Origin of the sequence: Arhodomonas sp. SL1, from assembly GCF_052060015.1 — a bacterium.
Classification (GTDB): Bacteria; Pseudomonadota; Gammaproteobacteria; order Nitrococcales; family Nitrococcaceae; genus Arhodomonas.
This window is the reverse complement of record NZ_JBPODZ010000001.1, coordinates 16,319-36,814: the sequence shown is the minus strand read 5'-3', so window position 1 is coordinate 36,814 and position 20,496 is coordinate 16,319. Positions and strand designations below refer to the sequence as shown.

Sequence of the window (20,496 nt, the reverse complement as noted above, 5' to 3'; positions counted from 1 at the left end):
CGTCATGAGCACCGCTGCTGCCCCTACCCTGCATTGGGCGGTCGTCCCCACCGATCTGGGCCCGCTGCTGGTGGCCACCACCGTGGCGGGGATCGCCGCCGTTGCCTTTGATCCACCGGCCGAGGCCGCGATCCCACCGCGACTGCGGGCCCGCTTCCCTGACCTCGAGGTGCCGGCAAGGCCCGAGCCCGCCCTGCCCGCGGCCTCGGCGGTGGCCCAGCTGGTCACGGCACCGCGGGCGCCCACGCCACCGACGGCACCCCGGGGCACCGACTTCCAGCACAGGGTCTGGTCCGCCTTGTCGGCCATCCCACCGGGCACCACCGTGAGCTACCAGGAGCTGGCGGCGCGCATCGCTCGGCCCGGCTCGGCCCGAGCGGTGGCCGGGGCCTGCGCCCGAAACCCGGTGGCCGTGGTCATTCCCTGCCATCGGGTTGTACGCGCCGACGGCGGGCTCGGCGGCTACGAGTGGGGGCTGGCCCGCAAGCGAGCCCTGCTCGCCCGCGAGGGTGCCCTAACGCCCGACTGACACAAACGGTGGCGCAGGCCGGTTTTGTGACGGAAGCTTTTTACATCGACCCTGCGCCTGCCCTACGCTCAGCGAGGTCGTTGACAGGGGCCCAAGCCCGCGGGGGCAACGCCTGCAGGACGTCCACTACAGAATAACGAGGCACTTCCACTGATGCATCGCACGGGGGAACGGGGATCGCGCGCTGTCCGGGCGCCGCTCGCCGTCATGTTGATCATCATCGCCGCCGGGTTGATGCCGCGGGTGCTCACCGGCGAGGAGGAGGTGCTACGGGCGGGCGTCTACGACAATCCGCCGCGTCTGTTCGTCAACGACGCCGGCGATGCCGACGGCTTCTGGGCGGAGCTACTCGACGGCATCGCCGCCGAGGAGGGCTGGCGGGTGGAGTGGGTGCCGGTCTCCTGGAAGGACGGGCTGCAACGACTGGAGCAGGGGCGCCTGGACATCATGCCGGATGTGGCACGCACCGCCGCCCGGGAACAGCGACTGGCGCTTTCCGAGGAGCGGGTGCTGACCAGCTGGTCGAGGGTCTATGCCACCGCCCCAGCGCAACTCGAGTCGGTGCTGGATCTCGCCGGGCGACGCATCGCCAGTCTCGAGGGCAGCGTCAACCTGGACGGCCCCGGCGGCATCCGCGAGCTACTCCACGCCTTCGATATCGAGGCCACATTGGTGACCTACCCCGGCTACACAGAGGCCTTCGAGGCGCTGGCCGACGAGCGCGTGGACGCCGTGGTCGCCAACAAGGACATCGGCAACCGCCTCTACCGCGACTATGGCGCGGTCATGACGCCGGTGGTGTTCCAACCCGCCGACCTGGTCTTTGCCTATCCACCCGGCATGCCCGGCGAGGCCGGCTTCCCGAGACAGATCGATGAACACCTGCGCACGATGAAAGCGGATCCGGAGTCCCGCTACTACGCGCTGCAGGCCCAGTGGCTGGGCGGGGCACAGCCCGGCGAGGGCCTCGTCCCGTCCTGGGTATACTGGGTCCTGGCGGCCCTCGGCGTCTCCGTGCTGGGCCTCATCGCCGGCAACCTGGTGCTCGAGCGGCGCGTGCGCCGTCACAGCGCCGCGCTCCACGAGTCGAACGCCACCCTGTCGGCCATCCATGACGCCTCGCCGGACATGATCCTGCTCATCGGCGCCGATGACCGCATCCATTCCGCCAACCGGCGCTACTACGAGATCACCGGTTACCCGGAGGCGGAGACCCTGGACCGGGATCCCTCCGCCATAGCCGGCGGCGTGCTTCACCCTGGCCTGCCGGTGCTGGCCAAGGTACGGGCCGGCGAGGGTCATCGCTACGAGGCGGAGCTGCCGACGCGCAGCGGCGAGCGCCTACCCGTGGAGGTACGGCTGCGGCATCTGCCCGGGGATGCCAGCCCGTCGTCGGTGCTCGCCGTGATCCGGGACCTGACGCCGCTGCGCACCATCGAGGACCAACTCCGCCATCAGGCCACCCATGACAGCCTCACCGGACTGCCCAACCGCAGCGCCCTCGATACCAAGCTGGAGCAGGCGGTGCTCGACTGCCGGATCAGCGGCGAGCGCCATGCCCTATGCTACATGGACGTGGATCAGTTCCGGCTGATCAACGACATCGCAGGGCATGCCGCAGGGGACGCCGTGCTGCAAAGCATCAGCGAGATCCTCCGCACCCAAGTCCATCACGGTGACATGCTGGCGCGCTTCGGCGGCGACGAGCTCACGCTGCTGCTGTGGGGTTGCGAGCCGGACAAGGCGGTGGAAATCGCCGATGGCCACCGTGCCAGCGTGGAGGCCACCACCTTCGTCCACGAGGGCCGCCGTTTCCAGCTCACCCTCAGCATCGGGGTCGTCCCCATCGACGAGCACGCCGGCGATGCCGGCATCGTCCTCGCCGCCGCCGATGCCGCCTGCCACTTGGCCAAGGAGCAGGGTGGCAACCAGATACATCTGCACGACACCGAGGACGCGGCGCTGCAAACGTATCGCAGCCATATGGAGTGGGCCCAGGAGCTCCACGACGCCCTGCGCAATGACCGCTTCCGGCTGCTCTGCCAGCCCATCGTGGCGACCCGCGCCGCCGACGGCGGTGCGCCCCACTACGAGATCCTGCTGCGCATGAGCGACACCGACGGCGGGGAGGTCTCGCCGGACACCTTTTTCCCGGTGGCGGAGCGCTACGGCATGGCGGCGCGGGTGGACCAGTGGGTGATCGAACACGCCCTGGCACAGGTCAGCGCTGCCGGCCCCGCCGACGCCTGCTGGTCCATCAACCTATCGGGCCACTCCCTCGCCTCCAGCGAGGTCCTGACCGCCATCGAGGGGGCGCTGGAGCGCTACCGCATCGACCCGCAGCGGCTGACCTTCGAGATCACGGAAACCTCCGTGGTGCGGAACTTCAATCAGGCGACGGCATTCATTGAGCGCCTCCACGAGCTCGGCTGCACCCTCGCGTTGGACGACTTCGGCACGGGGCTTAGCTCGTTCAGCTACCTCAAGCACCTGAAGGTGGACGTCCTCAAGCTCGACGGGGTGTTCATCCGCGATCTCCTCGAGGACCAGCGTAATGAGGCGATGGTCACCGCCTTCACCCAACTCGCCGGGGCCTACGGCCTGACCACCGTGGCGGAATTCGTCAGCAGCGATGCCCTGCGTCAACGCCTCGCGCGCCTCGGCGTCGACTTCGTGCAGGGCTACACCGTGGGCCGCCCGCAACCGCTGGAAGAGGTCCTCGCGGGCGCGCCGCCGGTGCTCGGCTAGCGCCGGGTACCGAACGGCGCCCTTTGCGGGGGCGGATCGCCGGGTCGGCGCCCGCCGCGTACGATCAGCGCTCGTAGGTGCCCATCAACCGGTTCATGGCGATGACATGGGGCTCGATGCGCTCGAGGAGCTGCCACATGGTCAGCCCCTCCGGCAGCTCGGTGGCCTGATCCAGGGCCAGGACCCAGAAGTAGTAGCGGTGCACGCCATGGCCCTCCGGCGGCATGGGCCCGTTGTAACCGACATTGCCCATATCGTTGCGCCCGGCGGTGTACTCCGCCACCCCCTCGGAGAGGCTGGTCACCGAGGCCGGGATGTTGTACAGCACCCAATGCACGAAGCCATAGGTGCCATTGGGCGAGACCAACGGGGCATCCGGGTCGTGACAGATCACCGCGAAGCCCTTGGTGCCCTGCGGCGCGTTCACCCAGGCCAGCGGCGGGGAGACATCATCGCCCTCCCCAGTATGGCGGGCGGGGATGCCGGCGTCCTGGGTGAAGGCGGCGCTGGTTAGCGTCATCTCGGAGAGTGCGAATCCCATGACAACCTCCCTGAGGTCTGTTGTTGGTGTTGGTGTTAGTGTTGCTGCCGCGACGATATCGACAAAACGGGGTATACCGCCACCATCGGGCGGAATGTACCCTCGGGGTAAGGCCAGCGCACCGATAATCCAAGGAACGAGCTCCCCGATGCCCGCACCACTCCGCCTCGATCCCCGCGTGGCCACCTTCCTGGTGGCATTGGCATGGCTTGTCGCCATGCGGGCCGTGGTGCTGCTCCACGGCGGGTTGTGGGCATCGCCGGCATGGATGCTCGCCAGTGACCTCGTCGGCGCGCTGGCGTTGTCCGCGCTCCTGACCCTGTGCCGGCGTGGGGTCGCCCGCGCGACATTGCTACTGCTACTCGGCGTGCTGTTTTACGCCAGCGGCCAGCACCTGGCCGTGCACGGCACGCTGCCCCGCGTACCGCACCTGGGACATGCGGCGAACCCGACACTGTTGTCGTCCAGCGTACTCCACCTCGGCCTCCTGCTCCTGCCCCTGTACTGGCTCCTGGCCTGGGGCCTGCACCGGCTGCAGCTGCGGGTGACCATACCACCCCGGCCGCGGCTCCCCGACACCACCGTCGCCGCGGTGTCGGTGCTGGTCTATGCGGTGATCGTCCCCGGCCTGACCGCCCCGGCCAACAACCCGCTGGTCTCCGTGCTCGCCCAGGCACCGGACCTGTTGACCATCGCCCGCACCCCCGAGGAGCCCGAGCAACAGCCGGCAGCCTCACAGCCGCCGGACAGCCCCGAGGAGGCCCGTTTCTTTCACCAGCGCCTGGGCCATCCGAAGCTGGAGCAGCCCCCCAACGTGCTCATTGTAATGGTCGAGGGGCTGTCCGCCGCCTACATGCCGGAAGTCGCCCGCCACCATGACCTCGACCCGGCGGTGTCCCTCCCCGGGCTCTACGACGCCCTAAAGGGGCGCGGCTTCCGGATCTACCGCAATGTCCTCGCCCCCCAACGCCAGACCAATCGCGGCACCTACGGCCTGGTCTGCGGCCGCTACCCGCGGGTGACTACGGCACCCCCGAAGATATCCGCCATCGCCACCGGCGCGGGCCGCCCCCTGTGCCTGCCCCAGCGGCTCGGTGACCGCGGCTACCGAACCGCCTATCTGCAGGCGGCCCCGCTGGAGTTCATGGACAAGGATGCCTTCATGCCGCGGATCGGCTTTCAGTCGGTGAGCGGCGCGGACCGCTTCGAAGGGCCCGAGGAACAGGAGGGCTGGGGCGCCCCGGACGACGTATTCTTCACCGAGGCCGCCCGCTGGCTGCAGGAACTGGACCACGACCACCGGCCCTGGCTGGCTGTCACCCTCAACGTGGGCACCCATCACCCGTTCCCGGCGGGAGCGCCGGACCGTGAGGACGACCCCACGGAGCCAGGCCGGGAGCTGCTCCCCAGCGAACGCCAGGCGGCACGCCAGGCGGCATTCGAGACGATGCGGCAGGCGCTGATCGGCTTTCTCGACGAGATCGAGGCCGCCGGCGTTCTGGACAATACCCTGCTGGTGCTCACCTCCGACGAGTCCGGCGGCTTCCTTCGCCAGGGCCAGGAGCCCGGACTCCTCGACGGGCTGTTCGGCATGCTCGCGGTACGCCTCCCGGAGGGGAACTCCCACACGGCGTTGCTGCCGCCTGACCAGGTGGTATCGCACCTGGACGTGGCCGTTACGGCGTTGGACGCTGCCGGCTATTCCGTGCCAGCGGGGATGGTCGGTCGCAGCCTCTTCGCCCGGGAAGATCCGGTCACCCGTGGGCTGCTGCTGGGAGACACCTACGCCAACCGTACCTATTTCCTGGACGAGTCCGGCGACCTGCTCGCCTGCAACGAGGCCCTGGCCAGTTGCTCGAGCTGGCAGTTCGAGCCCGGCCGGCTGTTCGGCAGCCTCGCGCCCCGCCAGGTGTCGGGGGAGTTCCTCAACCTCGAGACCCGCCAACGCCTGGTCCAGCGGGCGGCAACGATTGACGCCTCGCCACGCATGGAGCGCTGAGACGGCCCTGCAACACGAACATGCCCGAGCTCAGCCCCCTCACCCGCGATATCGCCACCCTGCTGCGCCACCACCTGCGGCGACTGCTGGTCTTCCATCTCGCCTATAGTGGCCTGGCGACGGCGATCCTGCTACCCGCCGCCGGCACGCTGCTGGTGGCGGTCCGCCAGCTGCGCCCGGCGACGGCGCTGACCACCGGCGACATCGTCGCCTTCCTCACCTCCCCCGGCGGGGCGCTGTGGCTGCTCGCCGCCGTGACCGTCGCCGCGGGTCTGCTGGTGCTGCAGCACGCCGGCATGGTAGTGCTGACCCACATCACCCACGCCGGCGCCTACCACGCCACCCTCATCACGCTGTGGACCCTGGCACGGCGGTCGCCAGCCCTGCTGCGGTTGCTCTCACTGCAGGTAATCGGACACGTCCTGATGGCCGCGCCGCCGCTGGCTTTGCTGCTCGCCGCCTGGCAATGGCTGGTGGTCCCCTATGACTGGGCCTACCTTCGCACGGATTCACCCGTGGCCTTCGCCACTTTCCTCGCGGTAAGCGTGATCGCCACATTGACCGCGATCATCGCCAACGGCTGGCTCTACCTACGTTGGGCCGTCGCCGTGGCGGTACTGGTTCTGGAGGGGGGCGGCGCGTTGCGGGCCCTGCGGCGCAGCGCCACCCTGACCCGCGGGCGCCGGGGCAAACTCGCCGTGGCACTGCTCGGCACCATGGGCGCTGCCCTGGCGGCCCCCGTGGTCTTCACGGTGGTGTACGGGTACGCGGGCGGCTGGTTCCTGGCCATGCTCCCCGACCGGATGTCGGTGGTGGCACCCGCGGTGTATGCGTACCTCATCGTGTACGTGCTGGGGGCGCTGATCGTGACCTTCCTCGGCTTCGCCCTCAACAGTACCTTGCTATATGCGGTCTATCACGGTGCCGTGGGCACCGACCCACCCATGGACCTGGCGCGACCACCCCGGCATGGCGGGGCGCTCGCATGGGCCGGCGAGCTGGCGCTGCTGGCCCTCGCGGTGAGCCAGGCCCATCAGGCGTTCCTCGGGTTCCAAGGGGAAGACACGGTGGCCGTGACGGCCCACCGCGGCAGCTCCATCAAGGCCCCCGACAATACCCTGGCCGCCATAGAGCAGGCCATCGAGGATCAGGCCGACTACATCGAGGTGGACGTCCGCAGCACCGCCGACGGGGTCCTCGTGCTTTGGCATGACGCCCACCTGCGGCGGGTGGACGGGCGCACCGAGCGCGTCCGCGACCTCCCCTACAGCGAGTTGCGGGATCGGGAGATCGGCGAGGCCTTCGCCACCGCCCACGCCGATACCCGGATCCCCACCCTTAGGGAGGCCATCCGGCATATCCGGGGGCGGGCACGGCTCTACCTGGACGTAAAGGCAGACCCGGCCCCGCGGGATCTGACCCGGCGCATTGTCGCCCTGCTGCGGGAAGAGGACGCGGTCGAGGGCACCGTGATCGCCTCCACCGAACGGGCGGTGATCCAGGAGGCGGCTCGGCGCGAACCACGGCTGTCGACGACGTTGTTCGCGGAGTTCATCCTCGGCCGGCTGGACCGTCAGGATTTCGATGCCCTCGGACTGCGCCATAACCGGGCCACCCCGGCGCAGGTGGCCGCCGCCCGCCGTCACGGCCACGAGCTCCACGTATGGACGGTGAACCGCCGCAGGGAGATGTCCCGATTCATCGACATGGGCGTGGACAACATCATCACCGACCGCCCCGATGTCCTGGTGGCGTTACTCGAGGAACGGGCCGCGCTCTCTGACGCCGAGCGTCTGCTGATCAAGCTGCGCAACTGGCTGCGTAGCTGAACACCGGGGCAGTCGCTGCTGGCGGGGTCGTTGTATCCTAAGCGAATGAGCATCGATCCCCAGGCGGCCGGCCGCCCACGCAGCCGCAACCTCCGTGCCCTGCGGCAACTCTTCCGTTTCCTCCGGCCCTACCGACTACGGGTCACGGCGGCGGCGGCCGCCCTGCTCATCGCCGCCGGCAGCGTCCTCGCCATCGGCCAGGGGCTGAGGCTGGTGGTGGACCTGGGTTTCATGGCCGACAGCGAGGCGATGCTGAATCGCACCCTGGCCCTGATGCTGGCCATGGTCACGGTGCTGGCGGTGGCCTCGGCGCTGCGCTTCTATCTGGTCTCCTGGATCGGTGAGCGGGTGGCCGCCGACCTGCGGCGGACGGTCTTCGACCACGTGCTGTCCCTGGAACCGGCCTTCTTCGAGGTCAACGGGGTCGGCGAGATCCAGTCCCGGATCACCACCGACACCAGCGTGCTGCAGACCATCCTCGGCTCCTCGTTCTCGGTGGCTGTGCGCAACGTCCTGCTGTTGGCCGGCGCGGTGGCCATGCTGTTCATCACCAGCCCCGCGCTCACCGGGCTGGTGACGACCGGGATGCCCCTGGTGCTGGCGCCGATCATCCTGTTCGGGCGGCGCGTGCGACGACTCTCGCGCTCCAGCCAGGACCGCGTCGCGGATGTGGGCAGCTACGCCGGGGAGGCCCTGCAGGGCATCCGCACCGTCCAGGCCTTCGGCCATGAGCCCGTGGACCGGGCCCGTTTCGCCGGCCACGTGGATGCCGCCTTCGCCACGGCGGTGGCCCGCATCCGCCAGCGCGCATGGCTTACCGGCATGGTGATGATCCTCGTCTTCGCCGCCGTCGGGGTGGTCCTCTGGCAGGGCGGCCACGCCGTGCTGGCGGGGCAGATGAGCGCCGGCGAGCTCTCGGCATTCGTGTTCTACGCCGTCCTCGCCGCGGGGGCCGTGGGTGCCATCTCCGAGGTCGCCGGCGACGTGCTGCGGGCGGCGGGTGCTGCCGAACGGCTGTTCGAGTTGCTCGACGCCGAGCCCACCGTACAGGCGCCGCGCTGCCCGGCCACGCTGGCCACACCGGTGAGTGGCAGCCTCACCGTGGAGGGTGTGCGCTTCGCCTATCCCAGCCGACCGGAGCTGCCAGCCCTGCGCGACGTGGATCTCGTCGTGGAGCCCGGTGAGCGACTCGCACTGGTGGGACCGTCCGGCAGCGGCAAGAGCACCCTTCTGGGCCTCGTGCTGCGCTTCTACGACCCCCAGGCGGGACGGCTGTGCCTCGACGGGGTCGATCTGCGCGCCCTGGATCCGCGGGAGCTGCGGCGACATATCGGCCTGGTCGCCCAGGAACCGGTGCTGTTCACCGGCGACGCCTGGAGCAATCTCCGCTACGGCCGCCCGGAGGCCAGCGACGCTGACGTCCGCCGGGCCGCGGAGGCCGCTCACTGCGGCGAGTTCCTCGCCCGGCTGCCCCGGGGTTTCGCCACACCGCTAGGCCCCGGCGGCGTCCAGCTCTCTGGCGGCGAGCGCCAGCGCATCGCCATCGCCCGGGCGATCCTGCGCGACCCCGCCCTGCTGCTCCTCGATGAGGCCACCAGCAGCCTGGACGCGGAGAGCGAGCAGCGGGTCCAGGAGGCCCTCGGGCGGCTGATGGCGGTGCGGACCACCATCGTGATCGCCCATCGTCTGGCCACCGTCACCGCCGCGGACCGCATCGCCGTCCTCGACCGCGGGCGCCTGGTCGCCCTCGGCCCCCACCGGGAGCTGCTCCGCGACAGCGAGCTCTATGCGCGCCTGGCCGCGCTGCAGCTCACGGACCCGGGAACCGCCCAGGGAACGGATACGGCGGAGCCGGCTCACCGGGCATCACGCTGAGCCGCGGCACCGACACGCGCCCTGGTCTACCCTTGCAGGGGCGGGCCGGGCCCGCGTCGCGCATTTCGATCATGGAGACAACAGTAATGAGCGAGCACGTCTACAAGGTCACCGAGCTCTGCGGCTCCTCCCCCAATGGCATCGAGGCGGCGGTGGAGAACGCCATCGCCCGTGCCTCGAAGACACTGCACAACATCCGCTGGTTCGAGGTGGTGGAGACCCGGGGGGTGGTCGACGGCGGCCGGGTGGCCCACTGGCAGGTCACCCTGAAGCTCGGATTCACCCTCGAGGAGTAATCCCGCGCCCGCGCGAGCGGCGGCGTAGCCGGGGCTAGCGCGGACGGCCCCGGCGCCCCTCGGGCACCGCCCTATTCCGCTGCCGGGGCCTCGAAGGCCACCAGGTCCACCTCTGCCGCCTGCTCACGAAGGGCGATTAGCGCCTGATAGGCGGGCGACTCGTACCAGCCGTGGACCGCGTCCAGATCCGGAAAGCGGATTACCACGGTATCGGTGTGCCGGTGCTCGCCGCTGAGGACCGCCGCCCGGCGGCCCCGCAACACCAGCTCCGCCCCCCAGGGCGCCAGCGTCTCCGGGACCCTGCCCCGGTACTCCGCCCACTTCTCCGCCGACTTCACCGTAATGTGCCCGATCACGTATGCCGCCATTTCACCTCCCCTTGCGAACCACCCTCGACCATGCCGGCCCAGTCTCCATTGCAAAGGCCGGCGAGTCATCCCCATATCTTGCGACAGAAGACACCTTAATCATCCAACGCGAAGCGGAGGCGCCCCATGAAGCTCGTCGAAACCAATGGCGCGGACATCCCCAAGATCGGATTCGGCACCTTTCAGTTGGAGCCGGAGGTGGCGCAGGCGCGGGTCCGTGACGCCCTCGCGGTAGGTTGCCGCCACATCGACACCGCGCAGATGTACAACAACGAGGCCGCGGTGGGGGAGGCCATCCGGGACAGCGGCGTCCCCCGGGAGGACATCTTCGTCACCACCAAGGTCTGGGTGGACCGTTTCCGCGACGGGGACCTGCAACGCTCCACCGAGGAGAGCCTCAAGCGGCTGGGGCTGGAGTACGTGGACCTGCTGCTACTGCACTGGCCCAACCCGGAAGTGCCACTAGAAGAAACCGTGGGGGCCCTCAACGATACCCGCCGTCGTGGCATGACCCGCCACATCGGGGTGAGCAACTTTACCGTGAACCTGCTCCGGGAGGCGGTGGCCGCCACGGAGTATCCGCTGGTCACCAATCAGGTGGAATTCCACCCCCACCTCTCCCAGGCGCCGGTGCGCGAGGAGCTCGCCCGCCACGACATGGCACTGACCGCCTATTGCCCCCTCGGGCAAGGCCGTGTCCTGGAGGAGCCGGCCATCCGTCGCATCGCCGAGGCCCACGGCAAGGACCCGGGCCAGGTGGTGCTGCGCTGGCACTACCAGCAGCCGGATGTGATCGCCATCCCCCGCAGCGCCCGAGCCGAGCGGGTGCGCTCTAACATGGACCTCCTCGACTTCGAGCTCAGCGATGCGGAGATGGCGGAGATCTCCTCACTGGCCCGCGAGGACGGGCGGATCATCAATCCCGATAGCCTGGCACCGGCGTGGGACAACGCCGGCTGAGGGGTCAACCCGGCGGCCGGCGGGCCACCAGTTGGGCGACATCACGCAGGCCGCGGGTGGTGTCGCCGAGCCGTCCCTCCTCGCGGTAGAAGACGACCTGCAGCGGCGCGAACAGGCGCAGCAACTCGTTGTCGGCGAGGCTGAACGCCTCCCGGCGCGGGCCTCGATCACTGACGCGCGTACGGGTGAAGGTTTCGTAGAACAGTAACCCACCGGGCCGGAGCGCCGTGATCAGCGCCGGCGCCAGGTCGCGCTCGAGGAACCGGCTGACCACGATCACGTCGAAGCGGCCCGGCGCCGGTGGTCGCTCGACCACGTCGCGAACCTCGGCGGTGACCGGCAAGGCCCGCTCGCGGGACAGCCGGGCGAGGATTTCGATGGCGCTCTGTGCACTGTCCCAGGCCAGGGTCTGGAGGCCGCGGCCGGCCAGGAACACCGCATTCCCGCCCAGCCCGCACGCCAGATCCAGTGCCACGCCCCGGGTCGGGAGCAGGTGTGCGTTGCCCTGCAACACCGCCGCCGGCTCCGGCTCGGCCCGTTCCGAACCGCGGTATCGTGCCTCCCAGTCCGGCGGCGTGGCGCCATCCCCCATTCAGTGACCCCGGGAGACGCCGGCGACGAAGCGTTCCAGCGTTGTGGACATGCACCCGCGGGGCAACATGATCTCGATGAGCTGGAAGCGTCCGCGGCGGGCCACCGCCTCCTCCAGCGCCGCCTTGAGCTCGGCACGGGTGCGCACCCGCCGGCCATCGCCACCCAGCGGGCCGACCATGGCGGTGAAGTCCCAGTCGTCCAGGTCGTTGAAGCGGCTCTCCGGCTGGAAGGCCCGCAGCATCTCCCAGCTGCAATTGTTGAACAGCAACACGATGGGGTCCCAGCCGTAGCGCCGGCAGTTGCCAAGCTCCCAGCCAGTCATCTGGAAGGCGCCATCACCGACCAGGATCAGGGTCCGGTTGCCGGTGGCCGCCTGCACGCCAAGCCCTGCCGGTACCCCATAGCCCATCCCGGCGTAGTAGCCCGGCGCGGTGAGCTGGGTGTGCTCGATCTCCATGGCCGTGAACAGGCAGTCGCCCATGTCCGCGGCCATGGGCAGGGCCCCTTGAGTGGCCATGAGGTCGTTGACGGCGGCGGCGATATCGCTCGGCCGGATCGGCTCGTCATCGGCGGGGAGGTCCCGGGGGTACTCCGACGGGGTCACGGTCGCCGCGCCCGGGTCGCTCGTCATCTTGCCGGCCCGCTCCAACAGCGCGTCCACCAGTTCGTCCAGGGGGATCTCCGGATAGGCGTGATAGCCGATGCGCACCTCACGGCCCAGGGCCTGGATCGCGCGGCGCATGTCGATCTGGCGCTCGGAGACGGCGAAGTTGGTGTCCGAGAGGATGGCACCGAGCAGTAGCAAGCCGTCGGAGCCCTCCACCAACCCGGTCAGCACCGCGTCGCCCGCGACCCCGAGGTAGGTCCCCAGCGGCGGCGGGTCGTTCTCGGCCAGCAGCCCCCGCCCCATGAAAGTCGTCACCACAGGCAGCCCCAGCCGCCGCGCCAGCTCCGCGACCCGATCCTCGATGCCATAGCGGCGGATCTCCACCCCCACCAATAGCACGGGATCCGCGGCCGCAGCCAGGCGTTCGAGGATCTCGTCGGCACACTCCGCGAGCGCCTCCCGGCTCGCCGAGCGCCGTGGCAGCGCCTCCACCGGCTCCACATCGACGGCGACCATGTCCCGCGGCAGCTCCAGGTACACCGGCAGGGACTGCTCCCGGGCCGAGCGCAACACCCGCGCGATCTCCGCCGGCGCGTTGCGTGGATCGTCCAGGCGGGCCTGGTCGCAGGTGATCTCCTGGAAGACCCGGTACTGGGAATCCAGCGTGCGCGCCTGGTGATGCAGCCCGAGCCCGCGACTGCCCTCGCCCCGCCCCGGTGCCCCGGAGATCACTACCACCGGTGAGCGCTCGGCGTAAGCGCCGGCGACGGCGTTGACGAGGTTGAAGGCGCCGGCACCGTAGGTGACCGCGGCCACGCCGATGCTTGCCCGGAACCGCGCCGCCGCATCCGCTGCAAACCCCACGGCCGGTTCGTGACTGAAGGTGTACAGCGGGAGCCGATCCTGCTCCTCGATCACACGAAAGAACGGCAGCGCGAAATCGCCGGGAATCCCGAAGATCTCCCGGGCGCCATGGTCGTGCAAGGCCTCCAGCAATGCGTTCGCCAGCCTCATTAGCCTCTCCTCCCCGCCCCGGCGGGACCACTGATGCCCCGATCTTGCCGCCGCGACCGCGCCGGCACAAGAATCCGGATCATGGTCCCGCCGGCGGGGAGACGGTAGGGACTCGCCCTCAGAAATGCGGGGAACGGAGCTCCTGGGACAGGCCTGCAGCCGTCCCGAAGCCGGAGCCGCCAGGGCCCCCGGTGGAGACGGCAAAGTGGACGAAACCGCTGCGCGGACCGCCGCGCGGCCGCTCTCCCGGCGTCCCGACCGCCAGGTCCGGGAGGCCGTCAGCGTCGACGTCGGTAACCGCCAGGGCGTGCCCGAAGCGATCCCCCGGTTCGTCGCCCGCCCCGCTCTGGTTAACGCCCTGCCAGGGGCGCAGCACCCCTTCGCAGAGCATCACCGGAAACGGCCGTGGCACATCAACACGGCGGCGCAGGGCCTCGATGAGTTCGGGGCGGCCTAGCCGCGGCAGCCGGGAGCGGCAGCCGCGGTAGAGGAATACCGCCCCGGCGTTGGCGGCGCCGGGCAAGTCAGCGCCCGGTGCGCCTACCGCCAGGTCGGCCCGTCCGTCGCCGTCCAGGTCGGCGGCAACGAGGGCGAGGCCGAAGGCATCAGCGGGGGCATCGACGCCGAGCCCGCTCTGCCCCAGGGTCTGCACCCGGCTATAGGCCCCGCCATCATCGCGGGCGAACACGTGCACACGCCCCGCTCCGGCAGCGGTGGGGGTGTGCCCGGCTTCCGGGTTGCCGACGGCGATCTCGGCCTGGTCGTCGCCATCAAAGTCCCCCACCGCCAGGGAACGCCCGAATCCCCGGTCCGCCATGGGCACCGGCGTGCCTTCGGCGACGGGGTCCGTCCGCGCCAGCTCACAGAGGCTCGCCGAAACCGGCACCGCCTCCGGATCCGCAATGCGCTGGACGATGCCCATTCCGGCGCCACCCCCGGCGGCGTCACCCATGAGGAACACGGCGGCACGCCCACAGTCCAGGCCGTCGTCGAACCGTGCCGAAACCAGCAGAGGGGAGCGGCGGGCGTCACTGCCTGGATCCGCCATCCATGTGAAGTCGCCGGCCTCCAGCGCGAGCAGCGTGTCACCGAATCCGCCCGCCCATGCCCATTCCGTGGCGTCCACATCGGGCCAGCCGAACGCATCCGGCATGCGTTCACTCCAGAACCACACATAACCCGGCCGCCAGACGACCCCGGGCGGACGCGCCCCTAGCGCCCCGATGGCCAGATGGAGACGGCGACGTTCCCGCTGCATCAGCTGCGGATCGGCGGGTACCCGGAAAAACCGCCCCACCGCCAGCGCCTCTCCGAAGCGGTCGTGGGCCTCGCCCCCGTCGGGGGCGGTGAGCGTTCTCCGCAGGGGCGCCTCCAGGCCAGGGCGGATCGCGTAGATAAAGACCGCTCCGGCGGCAAGCCCGCCGTTCATCGTGGTCCCCGGCGCCCCCACCGCCAGGTCCACCGTGCCGTCCAGGTCGAAGTCCGCCGCCGCCATGGCAGTACCGAAACGTCGCGCCGTGGCCTCCGGCGGATCCAGGCGCTTCCAGAAGACGTGGCCGTCCGCAGTACCCTTATAGAGCTGCACCGCGCCCGTCTGCCCCTTGGCCGGGGCACCTACCGCCACGTCGGGGTAGCCGTCACCATCGAAGTCGTGGGCCAGGATCGTTTCACCGAAGCGGTCCCCCGCTCCGTTGGTCTGATCGTTGCGCCGGTACATGTGGTAGAGGGCATTGATGTCCTCGCGGCTGAGTCCGGTGTTCGGACCGATCCGGCCCAGGGCGTCACCCTCCGCACGGTGCTCCGGTCGTTTGCTGATGGTCAGGCATGTGATATTGCCGTCGTCATCCAGCCGGGCATTGCTCGGGTAGTGCATGACCGAGTCGAAGTCGTAGGGACCGATGGCATCGAAATCGTCGGAGCTGATGTTATAGTTCCCGAGCAGCGCGATCCCCGCGCTGATGGGATTCTGATTGATACAGTCGAAGTCGATCTCGATGAAGTCGTCCCGATCGGAGCGGGTGTGCTCGTGCTTGAAACCCAGGGCGTGACCGATCTCGTGCAGCGCCGATCGCTCGATGTCATCGTCACTGCGCGCCATATCAGCGGCGCAGTCGGTGAGCTGGATGTAGATATTGGTGGCACCGTTCACCCGCCCGACGGCCCCGGCACTGGAGGTGGGACAGACCGCTAGATCCCAGGTCCGGGCGAAGCGCACCCAACTCTGGTCCGCCGCGGTCTTTTCCCGGAAGCGCACGGGGGTCAACGCCTCGTAGGTCGCCATGGCATTGAGGATCGGTTGCCGCCGCCCTTCCGGGATCTCATGGGAGAACAGGTCGCCCTCGAAGGTAAAGGGCACCTCCCCGTCGGGCCATCGCGCGAAGCTCCCCGGCAGCGTGGCCAGGGCGAAGACAGGGCTCCGTAACGCGTGGCGCAGCGCCTTCTGGCGCCCCAGCACCACCGGGAACGGGCCAAGGGCAATATCACCATCAGTGACCGCCAACCCGTCCATGTCCCGGAACAACCACAGACCCGGCTCCCCGCCGAGCCGGAAGAGCCCGGGATAGAAGGTCTCGCCGCCGATCAAGACGGGCTCGCCCAGCAGTTCCACGCCGACGGCCTCACGCACCGGCGGATCCGGGGTTTCCTCCGGTCCACGCCCCGCGGCGATCGCGGTCGCCGTGGCGAGCCCCGCCACCAAACCCAGGGTTGCCGGCCATTGCGCCCGGCGTCGCCCCGAGGGCCCATCCCAACCGAACCGGGCACGCATTTCCCCAACCCTCCCTACTGATGCATCGGTAAGTATAGTCGCTGGCACATTGGGGGTAATGACCGACAAAGGCGCCATGCGCCGGGTTGCGAGACATCCGGAATCTCCAAGCGCCCGGGAAGGGACGCGGATGTGGGAACCGTGGAGTTGGGGCTCACCCCACCACCGAGCTAACCTGCGTTCACCCCTGTTCCCGGCCCGGCGGATCCGACGCCAGAAACGAGCCCCCGTCGCCCTCCTCCTCCGCCTGCTGCAGCTGCCAGAGGTGGGCATAGAGGCCACCGCGGGCGAGCAGCGTGGCGTGGTCGCCGCGCTCGCGGATCCGCCCGTGCTCCATCACCAGGATCTCGTCGGCGTCCGCCACGGTGGACAGCCGATGGGCGATGGCCAGCGTGGTGCAGTCCCGGGCCACCTCGTCCAGGGCCCGCAGGATCGCCCCCTCGGAGCGGGAATCCAGGCTGGAGGTGGCCTCGTCGAAGACCAGGATCGGCGGGCGCTTGAGGATCACCCGGGCGATGGCGACGCGCTGCTTCTCGCCCCCCGAGAGCTTGAGCCCGCGCTCGCCCACCACGGTCTCATAGCCCTCCGGGAGCCGGCGGATGAAGTCGTCGATGTCCGCCAACCGCGCCGCCCGCTCGATCTCGGCGCGCCCGGCGCCCGGCGCACCGTAGCCGATGTTGTAGGCGATGGTATCGTTGAGCAGCACCGTGTCCTGGGGGACGATGCCGATGGCGGCGCGCACGCTGTCTTGGATACAGTCCCGCAGGTCCTGGCCGTCGATGGTGATCGCGCCCTGGTCCGGGTCCCAGAAGCGGAACAACAGCCGCGCCAGGGTGGACTTGCCCGCCCCCGACGGACCCACCACCGCGAGCTTGCGCCCGGGCTCTATGGTGAAGCTTACGTCCTCGATCACCCGCCGCTGCGGCTGATAACCAAAGGAGACGTGCTCGAAGCGCACACGCCCCTCGCGCACCACCAGGGGCCGCGCACCGGGACGGTCGGTGACGCCGGGCGGGGTGTCGAGCAGGCGGAAGACCAGGTCCATGTCCGCCAGCGAATACTTCATGGCCCGGTAGATGCTGCCGAGGACGTTCAACGGCATGAACAACTGCAGCAGCAGGCCATTGACCATCACCAGGTCGCCGAGGGTCATCGCGCCGGCGGCCACGCCGAGGGCCGCCTGCACCATGATCGCGGTCACCGCCACCGCGATGATCGCCCCCTGGCCGAAGTTCAGCAGCCCCATGGAGACCTGGGTGCGCACCGCCGCGTCCGTCCACTCGCCCAGGGTGCGGTCATAGGCGCGGAGCTCGTGGGCCTCGTTGTTGAAGTACTTCACCGTCTCGTAGTTGAGCAGGCTGTCGACGGCGCGGTCGTTGGCCCGGGACTCCAGGGCGTTCATACGGTGGCGGTGCTCCATGCGCCATTCCGTCAGCGACAGGGTGAAGGTGATGTACACCGCGACCGCCAGCAGCGTGGTGGCGGCGAACGTCCAGCTGAAGCTCGCGAACAGTATGCCCACCACCAGCGCCACCTCCGCAGTGGTGGGCACCAGGTTGAAGACCAGGTAGTTGAGGATGTTGCTGACACTGCGCGTGCCCCGGGCCAGATCCCGGGAGACCGCGCCGGTACGCCGCTCCAGGTGGTAGCCCAGGGAGAGCCCGTGGAGGTGGCGCAGCACCGTGGTGGAGAGCCGGTGCATGGCGGCGTAACGGACACGGGCAAAGATCGCGTCACGGAGCTCGGTGAAACCGGTATTGGCCAGGCGCAGGGCGCCGTAGGCTGCGAGCAGCCCCAGGGCCGTCGCCAGCACGGCGGAGCCGCCGCCCTCCAGGGCGTCCACCACCTGCTTGAGCAACAGCGGCACGGCGACCACCGCCATCTTCGCGCCCATCAGCGCCGCCAGGGCCACCGCGACCCGGCCCCGCCACGGCCGGAGATAGCCGAGCATGCGCAGCAGGTTGCCCGCGTCGGTGCGACCCGTGGGCCGCTCGGTGCGCAGATCGCCTCCGCTGGACCTCATGGGATGGGTGCCGCGGGGTCGCTCGCCGAAATTCGCCGTCGCATAGGCCTCATAATCCCACACCCCCTTCGACCAGTATCACCACGCCCATCCCGTAGAGCACCAGGATGGCGGCGCTCTCCATACCGATCCGGGCGATGCCGTAGCGTTCCCGGCGTATCAACCCCATGATCAGGATGCAGGACATCAGCAGGGTCAGGGTGATCCAGAACCGCGAGTCGGCGGACATGGCGTGATAGACAGAGCCGGGGCGGTAACCGACATCGGATGCCGCCACGAACAGCGTATCAAAGGCGTTGCCGCCGATGATCCCGCCCACGGCGAGGGTCAGGGCGCCGCGGCGCACCGCGGCCACCGAGGTTACCAGCTCGGGAATGGAGGTGCCGACCGCGGTGAGGAGCACACCCACCACCGTATGGCTCAGGCCGGTGCGCGCCGCAAGCGCCACGGCCGCCGGCTCCAGCAGCAGCCCCGCGACGCCCATTACCACCATCAGCCCGGCGAACTCCGCCCACAACCGACCCAGGGGGGGCATGCGGCGGGTGTCGTCGGGACGGTCCTCCCGGGTCTCGCGGGTCATGAACGGCCGCCACATCGGCGCCTCCTGCGCGCCCCTCACGAGCCGGATCCCGTAGCCGTAGAACACCACAAGCACCGGCGTCACCGGATGGATGCCGAGGAGCGTGACATCGGGGAGCGAGGGTGTGAGCAGGATCAACGACAGCAGCGAGAGCAGGAGCGCGGCCTGCATCAGGTTGGGCACCGACGCCGCCGCGTGCTCCAGGTTCGCCCGGCGGTAAGTGAGGTCGGCCACCGCCAGAAAGAACGTCTGCACCGCGATCCCGCCCACCGCGTTGCTCACCGCCAGCTCTGGATGACCCTTCCAGGCGGCGGTGACCGAGAGCACCACACCGCCGAGGGAGGTTGAGGCGCCCAGCAGCACGGCGCCGGCGGCGGCCTCCCCGATGCCGGTACGATCGGCCAGCTGGTCCACGATCCGTGTGATCCGGGTCCCAGCCAGCGCGATGGCGAGGACGCAGACGACGAACACAATGACGGCCTGGTGTAGGCCCCAGGCGGCGGGATCCAATGCTGACACCCATGCTCCTTTGCCCCCGCGCCCCGGACCGGCGCGGCACCGCCGGGATTGTCGGCGCCCCGTCTCGCCGGAGGCAAGCACGGGGTGTCAGGCACTTCAGTCGGAGGGTTCCACCACTGGGATCCCCTCCCCCGCCAGGACCCGACCCAGGGCGCCGAAGCGGCGGCGGTATTGCGCCGGGGTCAGTCCCACCTTGCGGCGGAACAGCCGGCTGAAGAAGCTGGCATCCTCATAGCCCACCGCCTCGGCCACCGCCTCCACCGGCTTACCGGTGGACTCCAGCCACTGCTTCGCCTCCTCCACCCGCAGGGTGTGGACATAGTCGATGGGGGGCATACCCGTGGCCTGGCGGAACCGCCGCTTGAAGGAACGCACGGTCAGGCCGCTGAGGCGGGTCATCTCCTGGACCGGGTGATAATGATCATAGTTCTCCGCAAGCCAGCGCTGGCAGCGGGCGATGGCCGCGTCCTCGGTCTGGGCCCTGCAGGTGAGCACCGTGTACGGCTGTTGGCCCGCCCGATGCCAATCGATCAAATAGATCTTGGCCACCTGCAGCGCCCGCTCCAGGCCGACGCAGCGGGCGATGAGGAACAACGCCAAATCCTGCCAGGAAGAGCCGCCGCCCACCATCACGATCCGCTGACCCTCCCCGGCGGTCACCAGCGCCCGGTGACGCTCGACGCGCACGTGCGGGTAACGCTCGGCAAGCATGTCGCAGTACGCCCAGTGGGTAGTGGCCTCGCAGCCGTCCAGCAGCCCCGTCTCGGCCAGCAGCAAGGCGCCGGAACAGGCCGCGCCGAGGTAGCTGCCGGCCTCGTAGCAGGTGCGCAGCCAGTCGACCTCCTGGGCATAGCGTCCCGAGATGTCCGCCCCGGGCGGGACCAGCAGCTCCGGAACGCAGACAATGTCGGGGATTCCCGCTTCCGTGATGGTTGTATCCGGCAGCACGTGGATGCCGTTGGCCATGCGGAAGCCACCGGGGTGGGCGGTCACCGTCACCGGCCGGAAGGGCGACGCGCGGGCCTCGCCCTCGGTGATCAAGCCCCAGTCCCGCTCCACCGAGGCGAAAAGATCGTACATCCCGTACAGGGTCGAGCCCGTCGACTCCGGCAACGTGAGAAAGGCGACCGTAAGCTTGCCGGCAGGCTTCGACATGGCAGAAAGCACCATGCAGTGACATTTCCGACTTTAGCAGGGGAACCGGTCACGGCGTAGCGTTTCTTCATCACCACTGATCAGCACGAGAG

General features: G+C 69.5%; 15 protein-coding genes. 7 read left to right on the top strand and 8 right to left on the bottom strand.

Annotated elements, in window-relative coordinates; translation table 11 throughout:
* The first annotated feature begins 4 nt into the window (after window positions 1-4).
* Window positions 5-529, top strand: coding sequence for a methylated-DNA--[protein]-cysteine S-methyltransferase (locus tag ACQ754_RS00155; RefSeq protein ID WP_440994956.1), 525 nt, complete (start codon window positions 5-7; stop codon window positions 527-529).
* A gap of 207 nt (window positions 530-736) precedes the next feature.
* Window positions 737-3,277, top strand: coding sequence for an EAL domain-containing protein (locus ACQ754_RS00150; protein WP_440994955.1), 2,541 nt, complete (start codon window positions 737-739; stop codon window positions 3,275-3,277).
* A 64-nt stretch (window positions 3,278-3,341) separates the two neighbouring features.
* Here ACQ754_RS00150 and ACQ754_RS00145 read toward each other — a convergent pair whose 3' ends face one another.
* Window positions 3,342-3,818: a YbhB/YbcL family Raf kinase inhibitor-like protein gene (locus ACQ754_RS00145; protein WP_440994954.1), complete on the bottom strand. Its 477-nt coding sequence runs from the start codon at window positions 3,816-3,818 to the stop codon at window positions 3,342-3,344.
* A gap of 148 nt (window positions 3,819-3,966) precedes the next feature.
* Here ACQ754_RS00145 and ACQ754_RS00140 point away from each other — a divergent pair, with 148 nt between their 5' ends.
* From ACQ754_RS00140 to ACQ754_RS00125, 4 genes are all read left to right on the top strand, one after another.
* The gene (locus ACQ754_RS00140) at window positions 3,967-5,817 is read left to right on the top strand and encodes an LTA synthase family protein (RefSeq protein WP_440994953.1); all 1,851 of its coding nucleotides are present in this window, start codon (window positions 3,967-3,969) and stop codon (window positions 5,815-5,817) included.
* Between the two features lie 20 nt (window positions 5,818-5,837).
* Window positions 5,838-7,646 carry a glycerophosphodiester phosphodiesterase family protein gene (locus ACQ754_RS00135; protein ID WP_440994952.1) on the top strand — a complete coding sequence of 603 codons (1,809 nt, stop codon included), beginning with the start codon at window positions 5,838-5,840 and terminating at the stop codon, window positions 7,644-7,646.
* A 45-nt stretch (window positions 7,647-7,691) separates the two neighbouring features.
* Window positions 7,692-9,521: an ABC transporter transmembrane domain-containing protein gene (locus tag ACQ754_RS00130; RefSeq protein WP_440994951.1), complete on the top strand. Its 1,830-nt coding sequence runs from the start codon at window positions 7,692-7,694 to the stop codon at window positions 9,519-9,521.
* Between the two features lie 86 nt (window positions 9,522-9,607).
* Window positions 9,608-9,817 carry a dodecin gene (locus ACQ754_RS00125; RefSeq protein ID WP_440994950.1) on the top strand — a complete coding sequence of 70 codons (210 nt, stop codon included), beginning with the start codon at window positions 9,608-9,610 and terminating at the stop codon, window positions 9,815-9,817.
* Window positions 9,818-9,888: 71 nt separating this feature from the next.
* Here the strand turns inward: ACQ754_RS00125 and ACQ754_RS00120 are convergent, their stop codons facing one another.
* Window positions 9,889-10,185 (bottom strand): DUF1330 domain-containing protein, encoded by a 297-nt coding sequence (locus ACQ754_RS00120; RefSeq protein ID WP_440994949.1) that lies wholly within the window; start codon window positions 10,183-10,185, stop codon window positions 9,889-9,891.
* A 126-nt stretch (window positions 10,186-10,311) separates the two neighbouring features.
* On the opposite strand from ACQ754_RS00120, the gene ACQ754_RS00115 reads away from it, so the two are divergent.
* On the top strand, window positions 10,312-11,145 hold the full coding sequence (locus tag ACQ754_RS00115; protein WP_440994948.1) for an aldo/keto reductase: 834 nt from the start codon (window positions 10,312-10,314) through the stop codon (window positions 11,143-11,145).
* A gap of 4 nt (window positions 11,146-11,149) precedes the next feature.
* Here the strand turns inward: ACQ754_RS00115 and ACQ754_RS00110 are convergent, their stop codons facing one another.
* The 6 genes from ACQ754_RS00110 to ACQ754_RS00085 form a co-directional block, all read right to left on the bottom strand.
* Complete coding sequence (locus ACQ754_RS00110) at window positions 11,150-11,737, bottom strand: class I SAM-dependent methyltransferase (protein WP_440994947.1); 588 nt, start codon at window positions 11,735-11,737, stop codon at window positions 11,150-11,152.
* Window positions 11,738-13,360, bottom strand: a complete 1,623-nt coding sequence (gene ipdC / locus ACQ754_RS00105; RefSeq protein WP_440994946.1) for an indolepyruvate/phenylpyruvate decarboxylase — start codon at window positions 13,358-13,360, stop codon at window positions 11,738-11,740.
* Between the two features lie 118 nt (window positions 13,361-13,478).
* On the bottom strand, window positions 13,479-16,127 hold the full coding sequence (locus tag ACQ754_RS00100) for a M12 family metallopeptidase (protein WP_440994945.1): 2,649 nt from the start codon (window positions 16,125-16,127) through the stop codon (window positions 13,479-13,481).
* 181 nt (window positions 16,128-16,308) lie between these two features.
* The gene (locus ACQ754_RS00095) at window positions 16,309-18,150 is read right to left on the bottom strand and encodes an ABCB family ABC transporter ATP-binding protein/permease (protein WP_440994944.1); all 1,842 of its coding nucleotides are present in this window, start codon (window positions 18,148-18,150) and stop codon (window positions 16,309-16,311) included.
* A 49-nt stretch (window positions 18,151-18,199) separates the two neighbouring features.
* Complete coding sequence (locus ACQ754_RS00090) at window positions 18,200-19,249, bottom strand: sodium:calcium antiporter (RefSeq protein ID WP_440994943.1); 1,050 nt, start codon at window positions 19,247-19,249, stop codon at window positions 18,200-18,202.
* A gap of 96 nt (window positions 19,250-19,345) precedes the next feature.
* Window positions 19,346-20,404 carry a GlxA family transcriptional regulator gene (locus tag ACQ754_RS00085; protein WP_440994942.1) on the bottom strand — a complete coding sequence of 353 codons (1,059 nt, stop codon included), beginning with the start codon at window positions 20,402-20,404 and terminating at the stop codon, window positions 19,346-19,348.
* Window positions 20,405-20,496: the final 92 nt, after the last annotated feature.

Coding starts and splice junctions, on each gene's coding strand:
- ACQ754_RS00150 (WP_440994955.1), top strand. CDS start 737: ATGTTGATCATCATCGCCGCCGGGTTGATGCCGCGGGTGCTCACCGGC.
- ACQ754_RS00095 (WP_440994944.1), bottom strand. CDS start 18,150: ATGAGGTCCAGCGGAGGCGATCTGCGCACCGAGCGGCCCACGGGTCGC.
- ACQ754_RS00085 (WP_440994942.1), bottom strand. CDS start 20,404: ATGTCGAAGCCTGCCGGCAAGCTTACGGTCGCCTTTCTCACGTTGCCG.
- ACQ754_RS00120 (WP_440994949.1), bottom strand. CDS start 10,185: ATGGCGGCATACGTGATCGGGCACATTACGGTGAAGTCGGCGGAGAAG.
- ACQ754_RS00130 (WP_440994951.1), top strand. CDS start 7,692: ATGAGCATCGATCCCCAGGCGGCCGGCCGCCCACGCAGCCGCAACCTC.
- ACQ754_RS00155 (WP_440994956.1), top strand. CDS start 5: ATGAGCACCGCTGCTGCCCCTACCCTGCATTGGGCGGTCGTCCCCACC.
- ACQ754_RS00100 (WP_440994945.1), bottom strand. CDS start 16,127: ATGCGTGCCCGGTTCGGTTGGGATGGGCCCTCGGGGCGACGCCGGGCG.
- ACQ754_RS00125 (WP_440994950.1), top strand. CDS start 9,608: ATGAGCGAGCACGTCTACAAGGTCACCGAGCTCTGCGGCTCCTCCCCC.
- ACQ754_RS00135 (WP_440994952.1), top strand. CDS start 5,838: ATGCCCGAGCTCAGCCCCCTCACCCGCGATATCGCCACCCTGCTGCGC.
- ACQ754_RS00115 (WP_440994948.1), top strand. CDS start 10,312: ATGAAGCTCGTCGAAACCAATGGCGCGGACATCCCCAAGATCGGATTC.
- ACQ754_RS00110 (WP_440994947.1), bottom strand. CDS start 11,737: ATGGGGGATGGCGCCACGCCGCCGGACTGGGAGGCACGATACCGCGGT.
- ACQ754_RS00140 (WP_440994953.1), top strand. CDS start 3,967: ATGCCCGCACCACTCCGCCTCGATCCCCGCGTGGCCACCTTCCTGGTG.
- ipdC (WP_440994946.1), bottom strand. CDS start 13,360: ATGAGGCTGGCGAACGCATTGCTGGAGGCCTTGCACGACCATGGCGCC.
- ACQ754_RS00145 (WP_440994954.1), bottom strand. CDS start 3,818: ATGGGATTCGCACTCTCCGAGATGACGCTAACCAGCGCCGCCTTCACC.